Genomic DNA, 21,471 nt, shown 5'->3' on the forward strand with positions numbered 1-21,471 from the left:
GTGGGAGCGCCCCTTTTCCATGTCCGCAAACCTCGTTTTGTCTTCCTCTCCTTACTGATGTGCTCGTCATCGTGTCAAACCTCCTGTTGCTCTTCCTCCAGCGACTTCCGCGCCTCTTCGGCCATCCGTTCCGCTTTCGCCTTCTGCTCCAGCAAGAACGCCTCCACTTCATTCAGGTAATTCATTTTGCTATTGGCGTAAGCCAGGAATTCCTTGATGTCGATTTCGAGCTGTGTCCGTTGTTGCTGGATGTTGCCGAGCTGCTCTTCATTCGCTTTGATAATTGTTTCAATGAAGATGCCAGTCGAATGACGTGTGAAGCGGTCAATGCCGTTCACCATCTCGCCGATCTGTTGAAATCCATTCTTATAGGCGCTCAACATTTCAGCATTCTCGACGAATTTCACTTTATTCGTCAAAGCTTTTCACTCCTTATGCGATGTGCTGACGGACAATTTCGGGGTCAATATCCAACACTGCAAGGATTCGAGGAAGGTATTTTTTGCCCGGTCGCTCACCGTGAAGAATATAGTTCAAATAGACCTTGGTTGTTCCGACCTCTTGCGCAAGTTGCAACTGAGTCATTCCTTTATCCAGCAGTCGTTTTCTGATAATCACCCCGAGTGGAGTCAGCTTCCTTTTTTCCAACTGCTATCACTCCTTCCATGCTGCATTGTCGTGATGTGATGACGCCTCCTACTATTACCTGGTTTGCGCCCCCCCTTTCCAGGGCAGAATAAATCTATGTCAAGCAACAAGCTGTTTGCTTGCTGCGTAAACAATCAGTGATATTCGGTTTTCAAAGAGCAGTAAGCGCCGAACATACTTGCGCTGTTTGGGAATCGTGATGTCTGCTATAATTTCTTAGATGATTAATTTGTTAATCTAACTTAATTATAGTTGCGATATCGAAACAAGTCAACCTTTTTCGATTCGTTTTCGCAACTGACTAAGTAATTTTATATGGGAGAGGTTCGATATGGAAACAATCGGTCAAAGACTGCGTTTTTTGCGAAATAAACACAATTTAACCCAAGAAAAGGTCGCGGAGATGATCGGTAAAAAGAAAGGGAATATAAGCAATTATGAGAGTGATAGCTACGAGCCTTCCGCACAAACAATAATTGCTATCTGCCGACTCTTTAACGTTTCTTCGGACTGGTTTTTAACAGGAGAAGAAAGTGTTTCGAAATCAGAACAAACCTCTGGATTCGATATCGAAACATCCGATGTCGATTATCAGCTAATCAATAAAATTCAGCAACTATCCGAAAAAGAGAAACTGAAAGTCGAAGGGTATATTGACGCTATTCTCGGAGGAAGCCCCCAACACCAAAGAGTGGGGATGTCATCCAAATTGATGAATGGAGAAGAAGCCGCCGCTAAGGATGTGGGCTAATTTTTTCGCCTGTTTTGATTAACTTGTTAATCTTTTTTTTAGTCGCAAAGACCCTGTTTTTGTAGTAAAATAGTTCCAGTTACATAGCAAAATTGGCATCAAAGAAGTATAGTAAATCGTCAATGCGAGGGAGGTGTTTTTTTGAAAGGTGAAGTTCAAGTTAGACGCGGCGTGACACAAGCTAAGTTTAACGATACTGCTTCAAATTGGTTGTATGGTGAAATATTCGTAATATCTGTCGCCATCATCATTTTCACCGGATCGTGGGTTTTGTTCGGAATCTCCTTGATCGGAATGATTGTCTTGACTGTAATTCGACGACTCGCGGTCGTTCTTATGGTTCTACTCTCACTGTTTTGGGCAATTATCGGTGGTGTTATAGGCTTGCATCTAGGAGGAATTGCCGCTGCGATTGTCATTGGAGTAATCGCGCTGCTTGTTACTGGGGGGTTACATATAAGGGCACTCGAATGGATAGATGACATGGACAAAAAAAAGGGCGTATAACAACGCCTTTTTTAACTTCTTTTTTCAGGATAATTTGTTAGTTTTTTTGTGCAGAATTGTGTCCCATTGCTCAAGGCTGATTTTAGGCGGTGAAAAACGCCGAAAACCCGCGTCATTACTGCAATGGGACCAATTCTTCAACATTCGGCGTTTTGTCCCATTCATTTCTGCAACTTTTCCAGTGGATCGGAGACAAAACGTTACTAAACGCCTTGAATGTTGTAACGCCAAAAACCCTTTGACATAGCGGTTTTTTAAGTTTTTACATATCGTAAGAACGACTTTTAACCCTTGATAACGCAACGTTCTAACGCGGCGGCGTTTTTGATCTAGCAATTCTGTTCGATCAACTCTCGACGAAATCACGAAACGCCCGAATCCCATTATGCAGCAAGGGTTTCTGGCGTTTTTGTGGCAAATCCGTTTTTTTTATTTTCCGTGTTCGATGTTCTCAAGATAGTTGTCACGCTCATTCGTTCTTCATCCCACCTAAACCCGCATAGAATCAGGATTTCCCGCCATTTCCCACGCCTTTTTTGGATATCTCATGTTTGTCATTTATTCTGATAACGTACAATAGGGATGAAGTGGACAGGACGTTTTAAAAATTACGGGATGGCGGCTTTGCGCAAAGATTTGATCTCGGGGTGCATCGTCGGCATTGTGGCGATCCCGCTGGGCATGGCGTTTGCGATCGCTTCGGGGGTGAAGCCGGAATACGGCCTTTACACCACGATTGTGGCGGGGATTCTAATCTCCCTGCTTGGGGGCTCCCGGTTTCAAATCGGCGGACCGACGGGAGCGTTTATCCCGATTTTGCTGGCGATCGTCATGCAATACGGTTACGAAAACCTGCTGATCGCCGGCTTTCTCGCCGGGGTTTTTCTCGTGTTGATGGGGCTGCTGCGGCTCGGAGCGCTGATCAAATTTATTCCGCGGCCGGTGACGATCGGGTTTACGGCCGGCATCGCGGTGACGATTTTTAGCGGCCAAATCGGGAATTTCCTTGGTCTTCGCGGGGTAGAGCGGCATGAATATTTCTATGAAAATATGAAAGAGATCGTCCTGCGGCTGCCTAGCTTAAATATTTACAGCGTGCTGACGGCCGGCATCTGCCTCGCCGCCCTGCTGCTTACGCCCAAGTATTTGCCGAAAGTGCCGGGTTCGCTGGTCGGCATCATCATATCCACGCTGGCGGCGGCCTGGCTGTTCCCCGGCAAGGTGACGACGATCGGCTCCGCCTACGGTCCCATTCCCGGCGGCTTGCCGGGCTTTCACCCGATATCGCTCGCCTGGGACAGCGTCCGGCCGATGCTGCAGCCGGCCTTGATCATCGCCCTGCTCGGCAGCATCGAATCGCTGCTCTCGGCCGTGGTCGCCGACGGCATGACCGGCACCCGCCACAACAGCAATCGCGAGCTGATCGGGCAGGGCATCGCCAACATCGCCGCGCCGCTGTTCGGCGGCATACCGGCAACGGGGGCGATCGCGCGCACGGCGACGAACATCAAAAACGGGGCGGTTTCCCCTTTTTCCGGGGTCATTCACGGCGTGGTCGTCCTGCTGATCGTCGCCTTGTTCGCCCCTTACGCCTCCAACATTCCGCTCGCCAGCATGGCGCCGATCCTGATGCTGGTGGCGTGGAATATGAGCGAGCGCAAAGCTTTTGCCCATATGCTCAAAACGCGGACGGGAGACTCCCTCGTCCTGCTCGTCACCTTCTTGCTGACGGTGTTCACGACGCTGACGACGGCCGTCGAGGTCGGCCTGATCCTCGCGGTCGTGCTGTTCGTCAAAAGAATGAGCGAGCTATTGACCGTGGACAAAGTGCTGCCCGATCCTTCCTCCGCCAACGCAAAGGTCAAAGCGCATGTGGTAACGGAGGATCACGACTGCCCGCAGGTGTCCATATTTACCGTGGACGGGCCGCTGTTTTTTGGCGCATCGCAGGCGTTTGACCGGTTCGCTTCGCAAATCGAGGACGGTCTGCAGCGGGTTGTGCTGATTCGGATGAGCAAGGTTCCGTTTATGGATACGACCGGCGAAGCCAACTTCGCGAGCCTGGTCAAGCGGCTGCGCGGCGCGGAAATCACGGTGCTCGTCTCCGGCCTGCGTTCTCAGCCGCGCAAGCTGCTGGCCAAAACCGGATGCTTGTATAGGATGGGGGAAGAGCACTTTTTTGAAAATACCGGAGATGCACTGAATTACGCGCTAGGCCTAATCAATAACGAAAAATGCCGCGGTTGCAAACACTTCGCTTTCCGGGAATGCGCCGGGCTGTGCGGAACGGCGGAAGGCGCCGGGTCCCAGGCCACGCCGCCGGCGGCTGCGCGGCACGTGCTTCCGGAACGGCCGGGAGCGCTTGTTCGGGAAGGCAAGGCTACGGTTTAGGCGGACTATTTGTCCGCTCCGCGCCGGAAATACTAGCGCGTAAGCACGGCTTCGTCCAGCTTCTTGCCGTCGGCGTCATAAGTTTTGTAGCTCAGCGAACGCTCGCTGACGATGATTCCGGCGAACATCCGTTTATTATTTTGAAAATGAACCGCATGAACTCGTTAAGTTTGGGACCGGCGGTGTTGGCCACGACATACACGGTCCCTTCCCCTGCGGGGACGTTTTTTCCGCTCCGCAATTCCTCGAACACCTTGATCCAAACCTCCGCTTTCGTACTGGTTGCCTCCACAGGCCGGGCCGGGCGGTGCATCGCCACGATTGCCCATGGCTTATCGTTCTTTTGCAAACCGATCGTTGCCTCCGCCAACAGTAAACCCTACGATAAACAGTCCGCGCCACATCTCCACACCTCGCATGCAAATGACTCCTTCCGATTCCCCTAAAGATAAAGCCACCTTCGCCGCTGTCAAAAATGCAATTCCCTAATTTTCACATTTATTAACGCTGTGTAAAAACATTCAGTTGATTTTCAGGTTTCCTTAAGTCAATTATCAGCCACTGCTGGTAGGATAAGTCAAGTAACAAGCGTCACATGAAAACGAGGTGCAGTTTATGAAGCAAAAGCTGAAATTCCGCCACGAACTAAAATTCATGGTCAACCGCCACCAATATTTTGTGATTCGCCAAAGGTTAAGGGGTTTGGCGCAGCATGACGAGCATGCGGGCAGAAGCGGCGAATACCATATCCGCAGCCTTTATTTTGACGATATCGACAATTCGGCGCTTCACGAGAAATTGGGCGGCGTCCATGGCCGGCGCAAATACCGGATCCGCATCTACAATGGCCGGGACAACCTGATCCATTTCGAGAAAAAAATCAAGCAAGGCGACTTCATCGCCAAGGTGAAGGAGCCTTTAACCCGGGAGATGTACGACGAGGTCATGGCGGGCCGGATCGAGACGCTGCGCAACCCTGATAAACCGCTGTTGATGGAGCTGTATCATGAGATGAAGGATCGTCTCCTCGCCCCCAAGGTCATCGTCGATTACGTGCGCGAGCCGTTCGTCTGCCGTAACGGCAACGTGCGGATCACGTTTGACAAGGAGCTTAGGACAGGCCTGAGCGCCCTTGATATTTTTGACGCGGACCTGCGGGCCGTACCGGCGATCGACGACAACTTGATCATCCTCGAGGTGAAATACGACGGATACATCCCGGAATACCTCCGGGCGGCCCTGCAGCTGGAAGGGCTGCGTCAGCAATCGGCGTCCAAATACGTCATTTGCCGCAAATATTCGAAAACCAACGCATGGGAGGATTATTGATTTATGAATACAAACAATACGGGAACAACCAATTTTAGCGACATCGTTAAAAAATCGATTCTGGACAATTTCGCTTCGGACATCAGCATCTCCAAAATCATCATTACGCTGGGCGTTTCATTTCTGATCGGCTTGTTCATTTACATTTTGTACAGGCGGGTGTTCAGCGGGGTGTTGTACTCAAAAAGCTTTAACGTCTCGCTGATCGGTATGACGATGGTGACCGCGATGGTGATCATCGCCGTTAACTCCAACCTGGTGCTGTCTCTCGGGATGGTCGGCGCGCTGTCGATCGTTCGTTTCAGAACTCCGATCAAGGACCCGACCGATCTGATTTTCCTGTTCTGGGCCGCTGCGGCCGGGATCGTCGCCGGGGCCGGATTTTACACGCTGGCGGCGCTCGGTTCGGCAATCGTCGGCTTGATCCTGTTCCTGTTTATTAAGAGCAGTTCGCTGGAAACGCCGTATTTGCTGGTGGTCAATTGCGAAAACGACGAAAGCGAGCAGCTCATCCACACGCAGATGGGCAATCTGGTGAAACGGTACAATGTGAAGCAAAAAAACGTGACTCCCGGCAACATCGAAATCACGTTGGAGGTGCGCCTGCGCGACCAGGAAGGGAAGTTCATCAACCGGATCTCCGAGCTTGGCGGGGTCAAAAATGCCGTCTTAATCAGCTATAACGGCGACTACGTGGCGTAGGCGGAAAGCGGAGGTGAAGAGGATGAAGCGCAAAGGGACCCGGCTTCTGGCTTGGATCGGCGCCGCACTTCTGTTCTTCGGCCTGATCGCGGGCGAGGCCGTTTACAACGCCGGTGTATTCGCGAGCGGTTCCGGCGGCCTGGCCGGCAGCGGGAAGACGGCGGTTCCTGTGGTCTCGGTGGAGGAGCAGAAGCTGGATGAAGAAGTGTTTCCGAAAGACAAGGTCGTCGATGTGAAGATTACGATCGATGAGGACGATTTTCAGGATATGCTGGACAACGCCAGCGCCGAAGAGTTCAAAACGGCATCCGTCGACTACAACGGGCTGCATTTCGATAATGTCGGGATTCGCACCAAAGGCAATTTGAGCTTGCGCAGCGTCGTGCAAATGGACGATTCCGACCGGTACAGCTTTAAGCTTTCTTTTGACGAATATGTCAAACAAACGCTGGATGGCATTCAAAAAATCAATCTGAACAACAACTACAGCGACGCCTCCTATATGCGGGAGTTTCTGACCTATGAGCTGGCCGAGGAGATGGGGCTGCCGACGCCAAAGCATTCGTTCGTGAACATCTATATCAACGGCAAGCTGTGGGGATTTTACCTGGCTGTGGAGCAGGTCGGCGACGCTTACCTTGAGCGAAATTTCGGGAACTCTTACGGCGCCCTGTATAAAGGGGTAATGACCGGCAGCGGCAGCGATCTGCTATGGCTCGGCGACGATCCGGACGCCTACACCGGGCTTGAGCGGAAGTCGAAAACGACGAACGGCGACATTCTGATCAAAATGCTGGACGAGCTGAATAACGGCAGCAATTACGAAAAATACATCGATGTGCAGGAAGCTTTGGGCTACATCGCGCTGAATGTGCTGACGAACAATATGGACAGCTATATCGGCGGAAACAAACAAAACTACTATTTGTACGAAGATGACGGCGTCTTCTCCGTTCTGCCTTGGGACTATAACATGGCGTTTGGAGGAATGGGCGGCGGCATGGGCCGCGGTATGGGCCGCCCTGGCGGCAGAGCGGGCGGCGGGGATGACGCTGCAAATGCTCAGGCCGGCGGGGATGGCGCGGCGAATGCGCCGGCGGGTGCAGACGGTGCGAACGGCACAGCTTCCGGCAAGGACGGCGCCGCTGACGCCGAGGGAAGCGGCGGTGCCGGAGGCGCGGCTGCGGCGGGCGATGCTGCCGCAGGCGGCGCGACGGGCGGTGCTGCGCCGGGTGAAACTGCCGCAAGCGGGGCGGCAGATGGAGTTGCCGCAGACGGCGCGGCGGGCAGCAGCGGAGGCACGGCTGCCGAAGGAGGCAAACCAGCCCAAGCAGGGGCCGGGACTAACCGGAGCAGAAGCAGCCTGTTGATCGATGAGCCGACGCAAGGCGCCGTTTCCGAACGGCCCCTGGTAGCAAAGCTTCTTGCGGTCGATGAGTATAAGGCCTATTACCATGAAATTCTCCAGCAGGCGGTAGACGGCTTTTTGGCCAACAAAGCATTTAGCCAGCGCGTAGCGGCACTGTCCGAAATGATTGCGTCATATGTCAAAGCCGATCCTACGGCGTTCTACACATTTGAAGAATTCGGACAGGCCGTCACGCAATTAATCGCCACGAATGCCAGTCAAATAGAGAACATTTCGCAGCAGCTTGCCGGAACGATCCCCTCGTCCGGAGATGGCTCCGGCAGCGGCGGCGGCATGGGCGGTATGGGTGGCATGGGCGGTATGCCCCCTATGGGTGACGGCGGCATGCCCGAGGCGGGCGGTAATCCCGAAGCTGACCAAAATGTGCCGGGCAACAGAAACGCACAGGATGACCAGCAGAGCGATCAGCAGGGTGATCAGCAGGGCCAAACTCAAAGCGGACAAGGTGAACAAAGCAAAACCGGTGCATTCTCAGCCGCTCTGAGCGGCAAATACGGCTCTAACGCTCAGGGCTGGCAAAACGTCGAGCTCGCAGCAGCCAGCACGCAGAGCGGGCAAACCGCCGATACCTCTGCCCCCGATGCGCTGACGGATGGACAACCGGGGCAAAACGCTCAGGTTGGAGCCCCGCAGCAAGGTAACGGCGCCGCCGGCAACCAGGGGCAAGGCGGCCGGAACATGGGCGAAGACCGCGGGCAAAGCCAGGGCGGTTTTTCCGGCGGAGGCGGCCCGACGGGCGATGGTCCGATGGGCGGCGATGGTCCGATGGGGGGCGGCGGCCCCATGGGCGGAGGCGGTCCAAGGGGCGGCGGCCCGGGCGGTTTCGGCCAAGGGGCCGGAAACGGAAACGAAGCCGCCAACCGCATCGAAGCGATCCTCACTGGCGTTTCTCTGCTGGTACTGATCCTGTCCGCCACATTTATCGCCTTCTACCGGAGAAAACGGCTATGAGAAAACGTCGGCCAACGTAGCAGCTTAAAGAATATCGGTACGGGCTAACCCACGCCATAAAATTAAAAGGCAGCCTCATCCTGATCACATTCAGGTAGGGTTGCCTTTTTCACGCGTTAGATTTGCAGGCGTTAGGGGCGCAGCATTCACACTCACATTGGAAATATCCAATCAAGCTGCCGGATCTGCCATTTTATTTCCAATTGAATTGGATATATCCAATGAGAATATCGATATCTAGTAGACGATTCTGGAATTAACATTAGCATGATGGCAAGTGAAGACTTGAGAAAACGGCAAAATAGTCTATTGAAGATCTCGGGTGACAACATAAAGGAAAAAAAGGGCGCTATTTCCGCGACATCCCCTATGCTGCGTAATCATAGAGGAATTTTATGGCGTTATTTTCAAGATTTAGTGGCAAAGGTCCGCCTTTCGGCCTGTTCATCGAAAAATAAGACCCAAAATGTTCCCCTATGGTGATGAATAGGCTCAAATTCGGAAAATAAGACCCTAAAGTTCCGCTATTTCATGGGGATAATACTGTGCACAAGACTAATATAGTAGCACAACGCGATCCATGGCCCCCGTCCGCAGATAAGCCATATTATTTCCGGATCATTCTACTAGTTTCAGGTGCATTACTCGCAAATCTACTAAATCTGCTAAGTCCCCTAAATCTACTAAGCCCCCGCCTCCCGGAACTCGGTTGGCGTCATGCCGGTGACTTTTTTGAACACTTGCGTGAAATAACGCGGGTCCTGGTAGCCGACCATCGGCGCAACCTGGTACACTTTGACATGGCTGTTCTTGAGGATGAATTTCGCTTTCTCGATACGGCATTGGGTCAAGTATTCCAGGAACGTATATCCGCTCACCTGCTTGAACAGCAGGCAAAAATGGCTGATGCTGAGGCCGGCCAGCTCGGCAACCTCGTCGATGCTGAGGTCCTTGTGGTAGTTGCCGAGAATGTACTCCTGGGTTTTGCCGATCACATTCTGGACATTCTCCTTGGACGGGTTCTCCCGGCTGTCGGTAATCCATTTGCCGAAATTGCTTTTCAGCAGACCGATCATTTCATGCAGGGCGCCCAGGGAGTGCAGCTCCTGCAGCAGCCCTTCCAGGGGCCATTCCATCGATAAATTCAGATGCTCAAACTGGCGGTACAGCACTACCGTCAATTCCACGATCATCCGCTCGGCCATCTCCTTGGTGAACGCCTGATCTTCAATATACCGTTTCGTCTCGTCAAAAGTACCCAGCAGCCGCTCCCTGTCCAGTGTACGAATGCTCTCGAGCAGCGCCGCCTCCAGATGCTTCGGATATTTCGCTTCCCGGACCGCCTCCAGCCCCGAACCCGAACCGGAGTCGAGAAACACGCCTTCCCGGTCGCTGTAAAACCGCCGGTACAGCGCTTTGGCCGCGCTTTGGTAAGCCTCGCTTAACTGCTCCATCCCCGCCGCCAGCTGGCTGAACCCGATGGAACAGGACAATTTCGTGTTCATCTTGATTTGGCGGATGACGTCGCCGCCAAGCTCCTCCTTCTTCGCGCTGAGCGAACCCGGAAACAGCAGCACCCACTCCCCGCCATGAAAAGGAAATACCGTCAGCGCGCCGTTTGCCATCGACCATTCCCCCAAAATGTTGCGGATCGCAAACAGCCACAACCGCCGCTCTTCCGGGGTCCATTGCTCGTTCAATTTCATATAGTGGTCCAATTGGATGACCGCCATAAAATACTCCTGCGCCAGCTCGCTGTTCTCCAGCCAGCGCATATGCTGAATCGGGCTCTGCCCCTGATTGCCCTCGATAAACTCGGCAAACAGGCGCTCGCGCGCCAGCACCGACAAAACCTGGACGGAATGCAGCAGCTTGTCGTTCTCCATCTGCTTTTCCAGGTTTTTTTTGGCCCGCTGGATCATCTCGATCAACTCATCATGGTCGATCGGCTTCAGCAAATAATCGAAGGCACCTTCCCGCAGCGCCTCGCGGGCATATTCAAACTCCCCGTACCCGCTGATGAATATAAACAGCCGCTTGGGGTTTTCGGCCAGCACCTTTTTCATCAAAGCGATCCCGTCGATACCCGGCATGCGGATGTCGCTGATAATCATGTGCGGGGACAGCTCCCGGACGAGCTGCAGCGCTTTTTCCCCGTTCCGCGCTTCCCCGACGATCTCCAGGTTCAGTTCCTCCCAGGGTACGGCCACCTTCAGGCTGCGTAAAATGACCGGCTCGTCATCGACCAAAATAACCCGGTACTTCTCCGCCTTATCCAGCTTTGCTTCCACTTGCTTCACCTCCAAACCGAGTCTTCGGGGGCGGAGCTCCTGCGCAGCCGCCAATACTGTTCCGAAGTTTGTTGAATTTGCTCCAGCGCTTCATCCGGAGAATTTCTCCCGTCGATCATATCCCCCAGCACCTTCAGAAATGTTTTGTTGACCTCCGGAGAGAGGACATTATCGTAAGGCACAAAACTCGGCGGGCTCTGTTCCATCAACCGGGTAACCTGCGCGAATACCGGCCCCGTTTTTTTCGAATCGTAGGAAATCTTCATCGATGGAATCCGCAGCGCTTCGTAAACGATCCGCCGTTGAACCTCCTCCGTGTAAAAACCCCGCAGCAGCTCCTGTGCCGCCTTCAGCTTCGCTTCATCCAGATTGGAGGACAACCCGATCCCGATCGTGTATCCCCCGGCGAGGGATTTCTCCCCGTCCTGCGTCAAGGCGGGGAACGGGAGAACACCGACCTGGTTTTGGAATTCGGCCGGGGCTTTCCCGTTATGAAACAGATTGATGTCCCAGCTCCCGTTGAGATACATCGCCGCTTTCCCGCTGGTAAAAAGCTCGATGGCCTCTTCGGTCGACATATCGTTGGCCGGGATGCTGAACGCGTGCTGGTCAATCCACGCCTCCAAATGCGTAAACGCTTGCATATAGCCGGGATTGACAAAGCTTTGGTTCCCCTCACCCTTCACCAGATCATCGATCAGCTCGGGTCCCGCGTACCGGTCCATTAAATAATGGGCAAAAATCGCGGCCGGCCATCTTTCCTCATTGCCCAGCGCAAACGGCGTAATTCCGCTCGCCGCGATCACCCGGACCGCCCGGTTCAACTGGTCAAGTGTTTGCGGCGGATCCAAATGCAGCTCCCGGAAAATCTCCTTGTTGTAAAACAGCGGCTCCGCGTTCCCCTCGATCGGCAGCCCGTAGATGCGATCGTTAAATGTCCACAGATGCAGATCCTGAAACTCTCCCTGCAGCCCGTTTTCGTTCACGAAACCGGTCAGGTCCATCAACCGGTTGGAGCGAACGTACGGCTCGATTTCGGCGCCCCCAAACAACACGAACATATCCGGCGGCGTTCCCGTCACCATTTCGCTTTTCAGCTTCTGCTCGCGATGGACGGTCTGGTCCATCCCTTCAAAATTCACCTTGACGTTCGGATGCGTCCGCTGGAACTCGTCCACGACATCCTCGACGATGTTCAGCATCTGGCGGTCATGCTCCTTGATCCAAAAATGGCGGAACGTCAGCGTAATTTTGTCCGTCTGGCTCTCCTCGATCGGCTCATGCCCGTCGGCGGCGATGACCAGGACCGATACGGCAAGCACAAACGCGTAAACCACGATCCAACCCCAATTCAAAAACCATTTGCGCATGGCGGCTCCCCCTTCATCGTTAGACTTTCGCATAAAGCTCATTGAAGTATCTTCGGAATGCGGATGCGAATAATCGATCCGAATCCGGGAGAGGAACATATCATGATGCCGTAGTAACCGCCAAACCGGATGCGCAGCCGTTCGTGAACGTTTTTCAGGCCCACGCCGTTTTCCCGGTATTTTTTCAAATTGCCCCAGTCCTTGCTCCATAAATGCATCAGCGTATCCGAGTCAAAGCCCGGACCGTTGTCCATGACGTCGATCAAAATATCCCGCTCGCCTTCCCTGGCGGTAATGGAAATGATCCCGTTCTCTTCCATCTGCTCAATCGCGTGATACAGCGCATTTTCCACGATCGGCTGAACGATCAGCTTCTGGGTTTTGTAATACTTCAGAGACTCGGGGATTTCGATTTGGTAAGCGAATTTGTCCTCAAAGCGGAATTTCTGGATATCCAGATAATGCCGCACATGCTCCATTTCCATCGAAAGCGGGATCAGCTGCTGATTTTCGCTAATGCTGATTCTGAGCAGCTTTCCCAAGGACACGACCATTTTGCTGATATCCCTGTTCCCCTGCAACACCGCCAGCGAATTGATCGATTCGAGCGAATTGTAAATAAAATGCGGATTGATCTGGGCGACCAAGGCCTGCAGCTCGACTTCCTTTTTTCTCGCCTGTTCCGTCTGGACCTGTTCGATCAGCTCGCTGATTTGCGTGCTCATCCGGTTGAAGCCGTCGACCAGCAGATCCGTTTCGTCCCCGGCGCTCACCGTTGAGGTAATCGGTACGAAGATACCCTGCTGCACCCGTTTCATCCCGTTAACCGCGCCGATAATGCTGCGGACGAGCCGGCGCACGAAAAACCGGTCGAACAGAAACGCGGAGATCAAAGAGACGAGCACCAGCACGATGGCGATATTGCGGATGGACAGCGATTCCGAAGCGATTAGCTTGCTGGGGGTGATCGCTACCAGAAACCAATCTTTGTTATGGGAAGGCAAATAAGTGATCAGCGACTTCTCGCCCTGATATTTGTCCGTATAGTAGCCTTTTTCGCCCGAATCCCCCCGGGTCAAAAAAGGAAACTCCGTTTGTTCCCCAATATGTTCGCCGGACTTGTCAAAGACGATATTCCCCTGCTTGTTGACCAGCAGAATATCCCCCTGCTTTAACGTGGCGGCATCCCAAAATACCTGATCCAGAATATCGGGTTTGACGTAAATGACAACCGCGCCGATATCCTCCAGCGAATAGTAATCTTTAATCAAACGCGCTTGAATCAGAACCCGTTTCCCTGCGGAAGCCGAGCCGTTCTCGCCGGGGCCGACCCATACCGGACGGCCTTCGGCCGCTATCATCGCCGCATACCAGCTTTGTTTTGTTAATTCTTCAAAGGACATCGCTTCATTTAATTGATATTTAAGCTTGTCTTTCGAATACAGGCCGAAGGAGGTGATCATCGGATGGTTGATCAAATTGTTGATATCCTGTTTCTGCTCGTACGTCACGGCAAAGTCCGGCTGTTTCAGCAGCTTTTGAATGACCGGCTGCGTGATCGCCGAATTGGACACGGTCGCAACCTCGTTCAGCGCAAACTTCAATTTGCGGTCGGTCTCCAGCAGCGAAACCCAGTAAAAATTGCTGGATTTGTTCTCCATCGCTTTTGAAAAGTTGTAATACGATATCGACCCCATCAGGATTACGGGAATAAACACAAGAAGAATAATAGCCAGCAAGATTTTTCGACGGAGCTTCATGTTTGGTGTCCCCCTAAGCCTCTCCTTACTCTATTATTCTTCATCGTGTTATATATTCCTTGCCAAGTTAGCAAACTCTCGGCCCATTAACTTTTAATCGCCCCCGAGGTCAGTCCGGCGATGACCCAGCGGCTGAACAGTAGGAACACGATCAATAACGGCAGCGTCGCGGTAAAGGTCGCGGACATGATCATCCCGAAATCGAGCCCGTCCTTGTTTGTAAAGAGCTGCTGCAGCGCCAGCTGGAGCGTATAGTTTTCTTTATTTTTCAGCACGACCAGCGGCCAGAAAAAGTCGTTCCACACGTTCATGAAGTTCAAAATCCCCAGCGTGGCCATAGCGGGAGTGACGACCGGCATGGCGATGCTCCAGAAGATGCGGAAATGCCCGCCTCCGTCGATCCGTCCCGCTTCGATCAATTCGGAATGGACGGCGGAAGAGATGTATTGCCGCATCCAGAATATCCCAAAGGCGTTGACCATGGCCGGAACGATCAGCGCTTTGTAGCTGTCGATCCAATGCAGCTTGGCCATAATGACGTACTGCGGCAGCACGCTGAGCTGCGCGGGGACGAGCATCGTGGCGATGACGAACACGAACAGCGTTTTTTTCAGCGGAAACTCGTATTTAGCGAAAGCATACCCCGCCAAAGTGCTCAAAAAGACGACGGATACCGTGACCGCGGTCGAGACGACAATCGAGTTGAACATCGCCCGGAAAAATTCCGTGCGCTCCAGCACGCGGTCGAAGTTGTTGAAAAATTCCAGCCCCGGCGTCATCAGCGGAGGAATATGGAAAGCCGCATCCTTCTCATTGGTGGCGACGACAAACATCCAGTAGAAAGGGAACACGGACAAGACGGCCCCGATGACCATGACGATATAAAACAAAGTTTTGGCCAGAACGCCCGGATCATCAGGTTTTCGTTTTTTGATGGCAGTCGCACTCATGCCTTTTCCCCTCCCGTATCTCCGCCCATGCGGCTTGACACCATCATGTTAAGGAGCGAAAAAATAATCGTGGCGATAAACAGCAGCACCGCCGTGGCGGCCGCCGTTCCGAAGAACCCGTTTTTGAACGCCTCGCTGTACAAATACGTAACCATCGTGACGCCTTCCTGGCGCGTGGAGCCGGTGCCGCCTTGGCCGAGGAACACATACGGTTCGGTAAAAAGCTGCAGCGCTCCGATCGTGGATACCAGCGTGACGAAAAGGATAAACGGACGAAGAAGCGGCAGCGTAATGTTGATCAACTGCTGCCAGCGGCTCGCTCCGTCAATCCGCGCGGCCTCGTAAATGTCGGTCGGAATGCTTTGCAGCCCGGACAGGAAAATAATCGCGTTATAACCCATCCAGCGCCACATGACCATCGTGGAGATGGCGATTTTAACGCCCCACCAGCCCGAGTTGAACGGGACGCTTTCCAGGCCAAAGCTGTTCAATAACCAGTTGACCATCCCGTTGTTGCCGAACATCGTGCTGAACACCAGCGTAACGGCGACGATCGAAGTGATGTTGGGCATGAAATACAAAACGCGGAACGTGTTTTTGTATTTGTTGAGCGCCGAGTTGAGCATCACGGCAACCAGCAGCGCAACGATTAACTGCGGCACCGTCCCCATGAGGCCCATGAGGATCGTATTGCTGAAGGAGATCCAAAACGTCGGATCGGACGTAATCAGCTGATAGTTTTTGAAGCCGACATATTTCATCGGGCCCAGGGCGTCCCATTTAAAGAAGGACAAATAGATGGTGAAAAAAATCGGATAAAGGCCGAAAATCGCGAACAAAATAAAAAACGGCGATATAAATCCGTATGCCGTAAGCCGGCTCCGCCTCGTTTCGTTCCAGAACGTTTTTTTTCCGGGAGCGGGCTGGACCGGGCTTGCGGTAGCTGCTGTGTCAGCCATGGACGCACCTCCAAGGTGTGAATTAAGGGTAAATCCAAATTCGCAAGAGGGTATGTTCCCCCCTTGCGAATCGAGATGAGTGAATGGATTTCGTTACTGCTAATTGTTCGTATTAGCTGCGGTCAACCAGCGTTTTCGCTTGCTTCATCGCTTCGTCCCATTCTTTTTGCGGGTCCGCTTTTTTCTCCAGCACGTTTTTGAGCGCGTTTTTGATGATCGTGTCGACCTGGTCATGCAGCGGACCGTAGTAGACCGGTTTTACGCGTTCCGCCGATTTGGCGTACGCCTCGGCAATGACTTGGCCGCTGAAGAATTCGTCCTTGTCTTCACTGAATGCCGGTTCTTGATATACGGCCGGAATCGAAGGGAACAAGCCGCTTTCTTTAAACGATTTCAATTGGTTGTCTTTGTTGACGAGCCAGGAAATGAATTCATAAGCTTCCTTCGGATGTTTGCCTTCTTTCGGCAGCGTCAGGAAGGAACCGCCCCAGTTGCCCGCGCCCTCCGGAAGTTGAGCGATTTGCCATTTGCCCGCGGAGTCTTTGGCGTTGCGGATCGTGCCTGCGATCCAAGCCGGGCCGAGCATAACGCCGAAATCGCCTTTGTTGATCGCGTTCTGCCATTCCGGCGACCACAGAATCCAGTTGCCGATCCAGCCTTCTTGAATGCCCTTTACCGTGAAGTCGTATGCTTTCTTCACTTGAGGATTCGTATCGCCGATGAAAGCGCCGTCCTCTTTGTTGAAATAAATTTGGTCCGGCGATTGGTCGCGCAAACCGTTGTAGACGAGGTCCGTCAAATCGGCAAACGGTTTGCCGGTTTTTTCCTTGAACTGCTTCGCCACCGTAGCGAATTTATCCCATGTATCGATGGCAGCACTGAAGCCGTCTGGATCGGTAGGAAGTCCGGCTTGTTCCGCCAAGTCCGTACGATAGTAAACGACCGTCGGCCCGATGTCCGTAGGCAATCCAAGTTGGAAGGAACCGTCGACCGAAGTCGCTTGTTTCCATTTCCAGTCGAGGTAGTTGCTTTCGATGTCTTTGGCGCCCAGATCATATAAGTTGTGGAACTTGTCTTTGGCGCTGATGAAACGTTCCATGAAGGCGATTTCCAACATAAAGATGTCAGGCGCGCCCGATCCGGCGGACAACGCCGTCGTCAGGTTGTTGTGGTGCGCCGTTTGGTCGGACGTGTTTTGGAACTTGATCGTAATGTTCGGATGCTCTGCCGTATACTCCTTGGCCAGTTCCTCGTAGTTGGTCGTCCCCAGCGACCAGAAGGTCAGCTCGATTTTTTCGCCGGTGCCGGTGCCGGAGTTCTCCGTTCCTCCGCCTTCATTCGTGGTCGCCGGAGGGTTGGCGCTGCCGTTGCTTGTCTTACTGTTGCCGCCCCCGCCGCCGCATGCGGCCAGCAAGGACACCATCATGACCACAGCGAGCAGGATGGCCCACGGTTTCGATCTTTTCATTTCTTGTACCCCTTTCAATGGTTTTGCGGATTTTTCATTTTCAGTCTAACGAAAACGGATACATTTTTTGAGGAGGCAATATTGCGATTTGAGGTTTGAATTTTTCTGATTGCGGGAAAATTGCAGAAAAAAGACCGAAGGACGTGGGTTGTCCTCGGTCTTTGTCTTTTTTCTATATTACTTGTCAAAAAAAGTCCATTAAAGCCGTCGCGCTAACCGGGATTAGCCGCTCCAGCGTCTCCGCATCCCGTTCCGGGCCGGTCAGGCGGCCGTAAGCATACATTTCGCGCGGTCTTTTATAACCGAGCAGCATGGCCGTCAAAGTTTGGATATCGCAAGTTAGACCGTCATCCACGGCGGTCTGTTCTGCCTTCACTAGCTGCCCGTGCCCCTCGCCATCCACTTCAAGCTTCCACGAACCGTCATTCCAAGGGGCAACCGCGTCGATGATCCGAAGATTGAGCCGAGCCGTTTGGGTTTGCGGGGCCGGGGCAACAAACGAATACTGACCGGCAAAAGCGCCGGCGTTGACGATCCGGGCCATAAAATACGGTACGATTTCCTGTTTGCAGCGGGGATCGTGCAGCATAAACGGCAGCAAATCGTCCGCAGGGACATGATCGACCACGGCCTGGGTCACCATCGAATCGTGATTGGCCAAATACGTCCACAGACCTTTTCGCGCCGTATCGTTTAGAAATACAAACTCGTCAACCAGCAGTTCCCTATTTTTTACCTGGTATATCGTATAACCTTCCGGTTCGCCCGTTTCGGAAAAATATACGGCCGTATGATCTTCGCTGCCGATCACCATTCTCTCCCACCAGTCGGTATCGCGAACGAGGGTACCGTTATATTTTTGGGCAAACTTATGGTAAATCCGGTTCAGCAGCTCGATGTCTTTAATGTCGCGTTTTACCGTCCCCTCAACTTGCGTTTTTGCCGGAAAATTGCCTGTGCTGATCGTATATTTTTTATAGTCTGTGTACAATTCCCAGCCGAATTTGCGGTAAAAAGGAACGGAAAAGGGATGCAGGCAGGACAACACCTGACCTTCTTCATTCATTCGGGCCAGCGCCTTGGACAGCAGCTTGCTGACGAGCCCGCCCCGGCGATTCTCCGGCCAGGTGGCGACGCCGGCGATGCCTCCCATCGGCAAAGCTCTCCCCTGTATGTAAATTTGCAGCGGAAGCAAAGTAAGTTTGGCCAGCAATTCGCCCCCCTCAAAAGCCCCCCAGGTCTGCTCGGGGTTAAACCGGGCCTTTTGTTTCTCCCGATCCTCCGGCGGCAATTTATACTGGAAGGCATATTCGGATAAAGTCAAACTGTCATCAAACTCGTCTGCGTTTAACTGTCTGATTTCCACAAACCCACCTCTTTTCCTTAAATTTGATTTTGCCGGTTTAGCGGCAATCCTATGATGAGTTTGTCAGAAATATCTATAAGTGTCAATCGCTCTAAAGCCGTGATCTGTCCATCGGTCATTTTTTTATGATAACGCTTACAAAATGGTGAGTTAGATCATAGGCGCCGTTCTTTAGAACATGATATGAATAAAAGGCACATATTTAATTCTCATGGGGGGATATCAAACATGTTTGTGAAAAAAATCTCATTATTGCTGCTTAGTCTGGGGCTAGTCGCCGTTTTTGCAGGATGCTCCAGCAACGGTCAATCTGGGAGCAGCTCCGGCGCAGCAGCCGAGGCCTCGACAACGGCGGCCGCCGCAACCACCGCTGCGGACTCGGCGCCGGTCAAAATGGGACGTGTCGAATACGCCGCGCACGGTACCAAATGCTTCACGGTTGCCGTTGTGGCCATGCAGGGCGACAAAATCATCGGCGCATCCTTGGACGATTACCAGTTCATGAGCACCGATGTAGCCAAAGGCGTTCCTAATTCGGACCAAGATTTCGGGCAAAACTACAAAGACCCGAAAATGGTGCTTGCCTCCAAGAAAGCCAATGCCGAGTATTATAGCGAGCACATGAAAGAGGAAGCCGGCGCAACGACACCAGTCGACGAGTCGCTGGCTGCCATTGAGCAATACGTAACCGGCAAAACCGTCGCCGAGCTCGAAGACGAACTGTCCAGCAAAAGTGCGGAACAATGGGTTGATGCTGTCAGCGGAGCGACTTTGGTGGATACCCAAGGATACGTCAAAGCGCTGGTTGAAGCGGCCAAGAGTGTGAAATAATTCACTATGGTTTAGCGAATTGCCCTTGAACCGGAGAGACTCCCCTTATCGGAAGCCTCCCGGTTTTTTGGCATATGGCAGAAGCTTATTTTCAAATCTTTTAGCGGGATAGCTTACGAAGCTGTCTTTTGATGGCCAGAATAGCTCCGAGATGCATTCCTTCGTGAAAAATCGTTCTTACAAGCACCTGCTCAATCGTATGCATGCCCATTTCCGTCGGCGGAAACGGCTGCTCCATGCGATTTTCATTCTGTTCCCTAATGAGCTGCGGCTGTTGTCTTAGGAGTTTGGCCAATTCCCCCAGTGAAGGCGTCCCCTCCGTGAAATGGCTCGGATTAGTGCCAAATCCAAACCATTCGTTAAATTTCAACGGTATCGGTATATCTTCTTTCGTTAATGCATGTATCCATAAATACTGATCAAGCAAAACATGCCCCAAATTCCAGCGGATATTGTTGTTAAAGCCTTCCGGGACGATATCCGCTTCCTCTGCGGTGATGTCTTCGACCACTCCCAACAGTTCGCTCCTGTATGTATTCAACTGCTCAAACAAAACTTCATGCCGCCGCTCCATCTAAAAACCTCCTTCTATTTTGTACTAATTAGAGATTAAAGTTGGAAATTCCTTCTGAAGATCGCGAAAATTAGGATGGTACGGATACTCGACAATACTATTTCTCATTATGTGGCGGCTTCCTTTGTTGAAACTGCCCCGCTCCGCCATACTGTAAACTCTAACGGACCGAAAAGGCCTTATCTCCCCATTTCCCGAATATTTCCCGTCCTAATAGACTCAGACGACGCTACCGAGCTAAAAATAACGCCACAAGTGAATATCGTAAGTGACCATCCCCCGGTGTCCGCTGTAAAAAGCACTATCCATTTCATTCCGCTGCAGCATTCCGAAAATACCAAAAACACCGCCGAGTGATCGGCGGTGCTCTTCTTCATGCTTGGCGGCGTCCTACTCTCCCAGGACCCTTCGGTCCAAGTACCATCGGCGCTGGAGGGCTTAACGGTCGTGTTCGGGATGGGTACGCGTGGAACCCCTCCGCCATCGCCACCAAACGATTCAAGGTTAATCCTTGAAAACTGGATACGAAACTTGATTTGCGTGTTAGCCCCTATTCAGTTCCCGGGGTCCCCGAAAAGTAATCGGAATTACCTACGAAGCCTCGCGTCACTTTTTGGGGTATATTTTTGGGCCCCGCCAAAGTACTCGGACTCAGCTTCGAAGCTTCACGTCACTTTGGTGGGTAGAGTTTTGGATAAGCCCTCGACCGATTAGTACCTGTCAGCTCCATGCATTGCTGCACTTCCACCTCAGGCCTATCAACCTCGTCGTCTTCAAGGGGTCTTACTAATTGGGAAATCTCATCTTGAGGGGGGCTTCACGCTTAGATGCTTTCAGCGCTTATCCCGTCCGCACTTAGCTACCCAGCTGTGCTCCTGGCGGAACAACTGGTACACCAGCGGTGCGTCCATCCCGGTCCTCTCGTACTAAGGACAGCTCCTCTCAAATTTCCTGCGCCCACGACAGATAGGGACCGAACTGTCTCACGACGTTCTGAACCCAGCTCGCGTACCGCTTTAATGGGCGAACAGCCCAACCCTTGGGACCTACTTCAGCCCCAGGATGCGATGAGCCGACATCGAGGTGCCAAACCTCCCCGTCGATGTGGACTCTTGGGGGAGATAAGCCTGTTATCCCCAGGGTAGCTTTTATCCGTTGAGCGATGGCCCTTCCATGCGGTACCACCGGATCACT

General features: G+C 52.6%; 18 protein-coding genes and 2 rRNA genes (1 of these 20 only partly in view). 7 read left to right on the plus strand and 13 right to left on the minus strand.

The genetic code is table 11. The annotated features are described in order from the left end of the window. Nucleotides 1-74: 74 nt before the first annotated feature. Both DYE26_RS18080 and DYE26_RS18085 read right to left on the minus strand, forming a co-directional pair. A complete protein-coding gene (locus tag DYE26_RS18080) occupies nt 75-419 on the minus strand; it encodes a hypothetical protein (protein ID WP_036626023.1) in 345 nt (114 codons plus the stop codon). A 13-nt stretch (nt 420-432) separates the two neighbouring features. Continuing rightward, entirely contained in the window at nt 433-648 is a 216-nt protein-coding gene (locus tag DYE26_RS18085; RefSeq protein WP_036626025.1) for a helix-turn-helix domain-containing protein, read from the minus strand. 331 nt (nt 649-979) lie between these two features. Here DYE26_RS18085 and DYE26_RS18090 point away from each other — a divergent pair, with 331 nt between their 5' ends. From DYE26_RS18090 to DYE26_RS18100, 3 genes are all read left to right on the plus strand, one after another. After that, a complete protein-coding gene (locus DYE26_RS18090; RefSeq protein WP_051985701.1) occupies nt 980-1,399 on the plus strand; it encodes a helix-turn-helix domain-containing protein in 420 nt (139 codons plus the stop codon). Nucleotides 1,400-1,540: 141 nt separating this feature from the next. Then, nucleotides 1,541-1,906 carry a hypothetical protein gene (locus DYE26_RS18095; protein ID WP_036626027.1) on the plus strand — a complete coding sequence of 122 codons (366 nt, stop codon included), beginning with the start codon at nt 1,541-1,543 and terminating at the stop codon, nt 1,904-1,906. A 582-nt stretch (nt 1,907-2,488) separates the two neighbouring features. Further along, nucleotides 2,489-4,297, plus strand: a complete 1,809-nt coding sequence (locus DYE26_RS18100) for a SulP family inorganic anion transporter (RefSeq protein ID WP_036626029.1) — start codon at nt 2,489-2,491, stop codon at nt 4,295-4,297. 91 nt (nt 4,298-4,388) lie between these two features. On the opposite strand, the gene DYE26_RS18105 is transcribed toward DYE26_RS18100, so the two are convergent. Next, the gene (locus DYE26_RS18105) at nt 4,389-4,646 is read right to left on the minus strand and encodes a hypothetical protein (protein ID WP_124333567.1); all 258 of its coding nucleotides are present in this window, start codon (nt 4,644-4,646) and stop codon (nt 4,389-4,391) included. A 266-nt stretch (nt 4,647-4,912) separates the two neighbouring features. On the opposite strand from DYE26_RS18105, the gene DYE26_RS18110 reads away from it, so the two are divergent. The 3 genes from DYE26_RS18110 to DYE26_RS34565 are packed head-to-tail and all read left to right on the plus strand — an operon-like array spanning nt 4,913 to nt 8,708. Further along, nucleotides 4,913-5,626, plus strand: a complete 714-nt coding sequence (locus DYE26_RS18110) for a polyphosphate polymerase domain-containing protein (RefSeq protein ID WP_036626034.1) — start codon at nt 4,913-4,915, stop codon at nt 5,624-5,626. 3 nt (nt 5,627-5,629) lie between these two features. Then, nucleotides 5,630-6,328, plus strand: coding sequence for a DUF4956 domain-containing protein (locus DYE26_RS18115; RefSeq protein ID WP_036626036.1), 699 nt, complete (start codon nt 5,630-5,632; stop codon nt 6,326-6,328). A 22-nt stretch (nt 6,329-6,350) separates the two neighbouring features. Further along, nucleotides 6,351-8,708 carry a CotH kinase family protein gene (locus DYE26_RS34565; RefSeq protein ID WP_115311244.1) on the plus strand — a complete coding sequence of 786 codons (2,358 nt, stop codon included), beginning with the start codon at nt 6,351-6,353 and terminating at the stop codon, nt 8,706-8,708. A 683-nt stretch (nt 8,709-9,391) separates the two neighbouring features. Here DYE26_RS34565 and DYE26_RS18125 read toward each other — a convergent pair. The 7 genes from DYE26_RS18125 to DYE26_RS18155 all read right to left on the minus strand — a co-directional run bounded on the left by DYE26_RS18125 (nt 9,392) and on the right by DYE26_RS18155 (nt 18,872). Continuing rightward, nucleotides 9,392-10,999: a response regulator gene (locus DYE26_RS18125; protein ID WP_227872970.1), complete on the minus strand. Its 1,608-nt coding sequence runs from the start codon at nt 10,997-10,999 to the stop codon at nt 9,392-9,394. Nucleotides 11,000-11,004: 5 nt separating this feature from the next. Beyond that, the gene (locus DYE26_RS18130; RefSeq protein WP_036626038.1) at nt 11,005-12,369 is read right to left on the minus strand and encodes an ABC transporter substrate-binding protein; all 1,365 of its coding nucleotides are present in this window, start codon (nt 12,367-12,369) and stop codon (nt 11,005-11,007) included. 38 nt (nt 12,370-12,407) lie between these two features. Beyond that, nucleotides 12,408-14,129 carry a cache domain-containing sensor histidine kinase gene (locus DYE26_RS18135; protein WP_036626039.1) on the minus strand — a complete coding sequence of 574 codons (1,722 nt, stop codon included), beginning with the start codon at nt 14,127-14,129 and terminating at the stop codon, nt 12,408-12,410. A gap of 86 nt (nt 14,130-14,215) precedes the next feature. After that, nucleotides 14,216-15,079: a carbohydrate ABC transporter permease gene (locus tag DYE26_RS18140; RefSeq protein WP_036626041.1), complete on the minus strand. Its 864-nt coding sequence runs from the start codon at nt 15,077-15,079 to the stop codon at nt 14,216-14,218. Further along, nucleotides 15,076-16,038, minus strand: coding sequence for a carbohydrate ABC transporter permease (locus DYE26_RS18145; protein ID WP_036626043.1), 963 nt, complete (start codon nt 16,036-16,038; stop codon nt 15,076-15,078). Before DYE26_RS18145 ends, DYE26_RS18140 begins: the two co-directional genes overlap by 4 nt. A 112-nt stretch (nt 16,039-16,150) precedes the next feature. After that, entirely contained in the window at nt 16,151-17,506 is a 1,356-nt protein-coding gene (locus DYE26_RS18150; RefSeq protein WP_036626046.1) for an ABC transporter substrate-binding protein, read from the minus strand. A 184-nt stretch (nt 17,507-17,690) separates the two neighbouring features. After that, nucleotides 17,691-18,872 (minus strand): GNAT family N-acetyltransferase, encoded by a 1,182-nt coding sequence (locus DYE26_RS18155; RefSeq protein WP_036626049.1) that lies wholly within the window; start codon nt 18,870-18,872, stop codon nt 17,691-17,693. Between the two features lie 228 nt (nt 18,873-19,100). On the opposite strand from DYE26_RS18155, the gene DYE26_RS18160 reads away from it, so the two are divergent. Then, entirely contained in the window at nt 19,101-19,703 is a 603-nt protein-coding gene (locus tag DYE26_RS18160; protein ID WP_155621522.1) for a hypothetical protein, read from the plus strand. A gap of 100 nt (nt 19,704-19,803) precedes the next feature. Here DYE26_RS18160 and DYE26_RS18165 read toward each other — a convergent pair whose 3' ends face one another. The 3 genes from DYE26_RS18165 to DYE26_RS18175 all read right to left on the minus strand — a co-directional run. Continuing rightward, the gene (locus tag DYE26_RS18165; RefSeq protein ID WP_036626050.1) at nt 19,804-20,277 is read right to left on the minus strand and encodes a DinB family protein; all 474 of its coding nucleotides are present in this window, start codon (nt 20,275-20,277) and stop codon (nt 19,804-19,806) included. Between the two features lie 377 nt (nt 20,278-20,654). Continuing rightward, a 5S ribosomal RNA gene (rrf, locus tag DYE26_RS18170) occupies nt 20,655-20,771 on the minus strand. A 196-nt stretch (nt 20,772-20,967) separates the two neighbouring features. Continuing rightward, a 23S ribosomal RNA gene (locus DYE26_RS18175) occupies nt 20,968-21,471 on the minus strand (it continues 2,555 nt past the right edge of the window).

It is taken from the genome of Paenibacillus macerans, assembly GCF_900454495.1.
Taxonomy (GTDB): Bacteria; Bacillota; Bacilli; order Paenibacillales; family Paenibacillaceae; genus Fontibacillus; species Fontibacillus macerans.

Bases quoted from the DNA above. Each gene is read 5' to 3' on its own strand.
- DYE26_RS18150 (WP_036626046.1), bottom strand. From the start codon at position 17,506: ATGAAAAGATCGAAACCGTGGGCCATCCTGCTCGCTGTGGTCATGATG.
- DYE26_RS18140 (WP_036626041.1), bottom strand. From the start codon at position 15,079: ATGAGTGCGACTGCCATCAAAAAACGAAAACCTGATGATCCGGGCGTT.
- DYE26_RS18135 (WP_036626039.1), bottom strand. From the start codon at position 14,129: ATGAAGCTCCGTCGAAAAATCTTGCTGGCTATTATTCTTCTTGTGTTT.
- DYE26_RS18160 (WP_155621522.1), top strand. From the start codon at position 19,101: ATGTTTGTGAAAAAAATCTCATTATTGCTGCTTAGTCTGGGGCTAGTC.
- DYE26_RS18130 (WP_036626038.1), bottom strand. From the start codon at position 12,369: ATGCGCAAATGGTTTTTGAATTGGGGTTGGATCGTGGTTTACGCGTTT.
- DYE26_RS18090 (WP_051985701.1), top strand. From the start codon at position 980: ATGGAAACAATCGGTCAAAGACTGCGTTTTTTGCGAAATAAACACAAT.
- DYE26_RS34565 (WP_115311244.1), top strand. From the start codon at position 6,351: ATGAAGCGCAAAGGGACCCGGCTTCTGGCTTGGATCGGCGCCGCACTT.
- DYE26_RS18110 (WP_036626034.1), top strand. From the start codon at position 4,913: ATGAAGCAAAAGCTGAAATTCCGCCACGAACTAAAATTCATGGTCAAC.
- DYE26_RS18115 (WP_036626036.1), top strand. From the start codon at position 5,630: ATGAATACAAACAATACGGGAACAACCAATTTTAGCGACATCGTTAAA.
- DYE26_RS18145 (WP_036626043.1), bottom strand. From the start codon at position 16,038: ATGGCTGACACAGCAGCTACCGCAAGCCCGGTCCAGCCCGCTCCCGGA.
- DYE26_RS18100 (WP_036626029.1), top strand. From the start codon at position 2,489: ATGAAGTGGACAGGACGTTTTAAAAATTACGGGATGGCGGCTTTGCGC.
- DYE26_RS18165 (WP_036626050.1), bottom strand. From the start codon at position 20,277: ATGGAGCGGCGGCATGAAGTTTTGTTTGAGCAGTTGAATACATACAGG.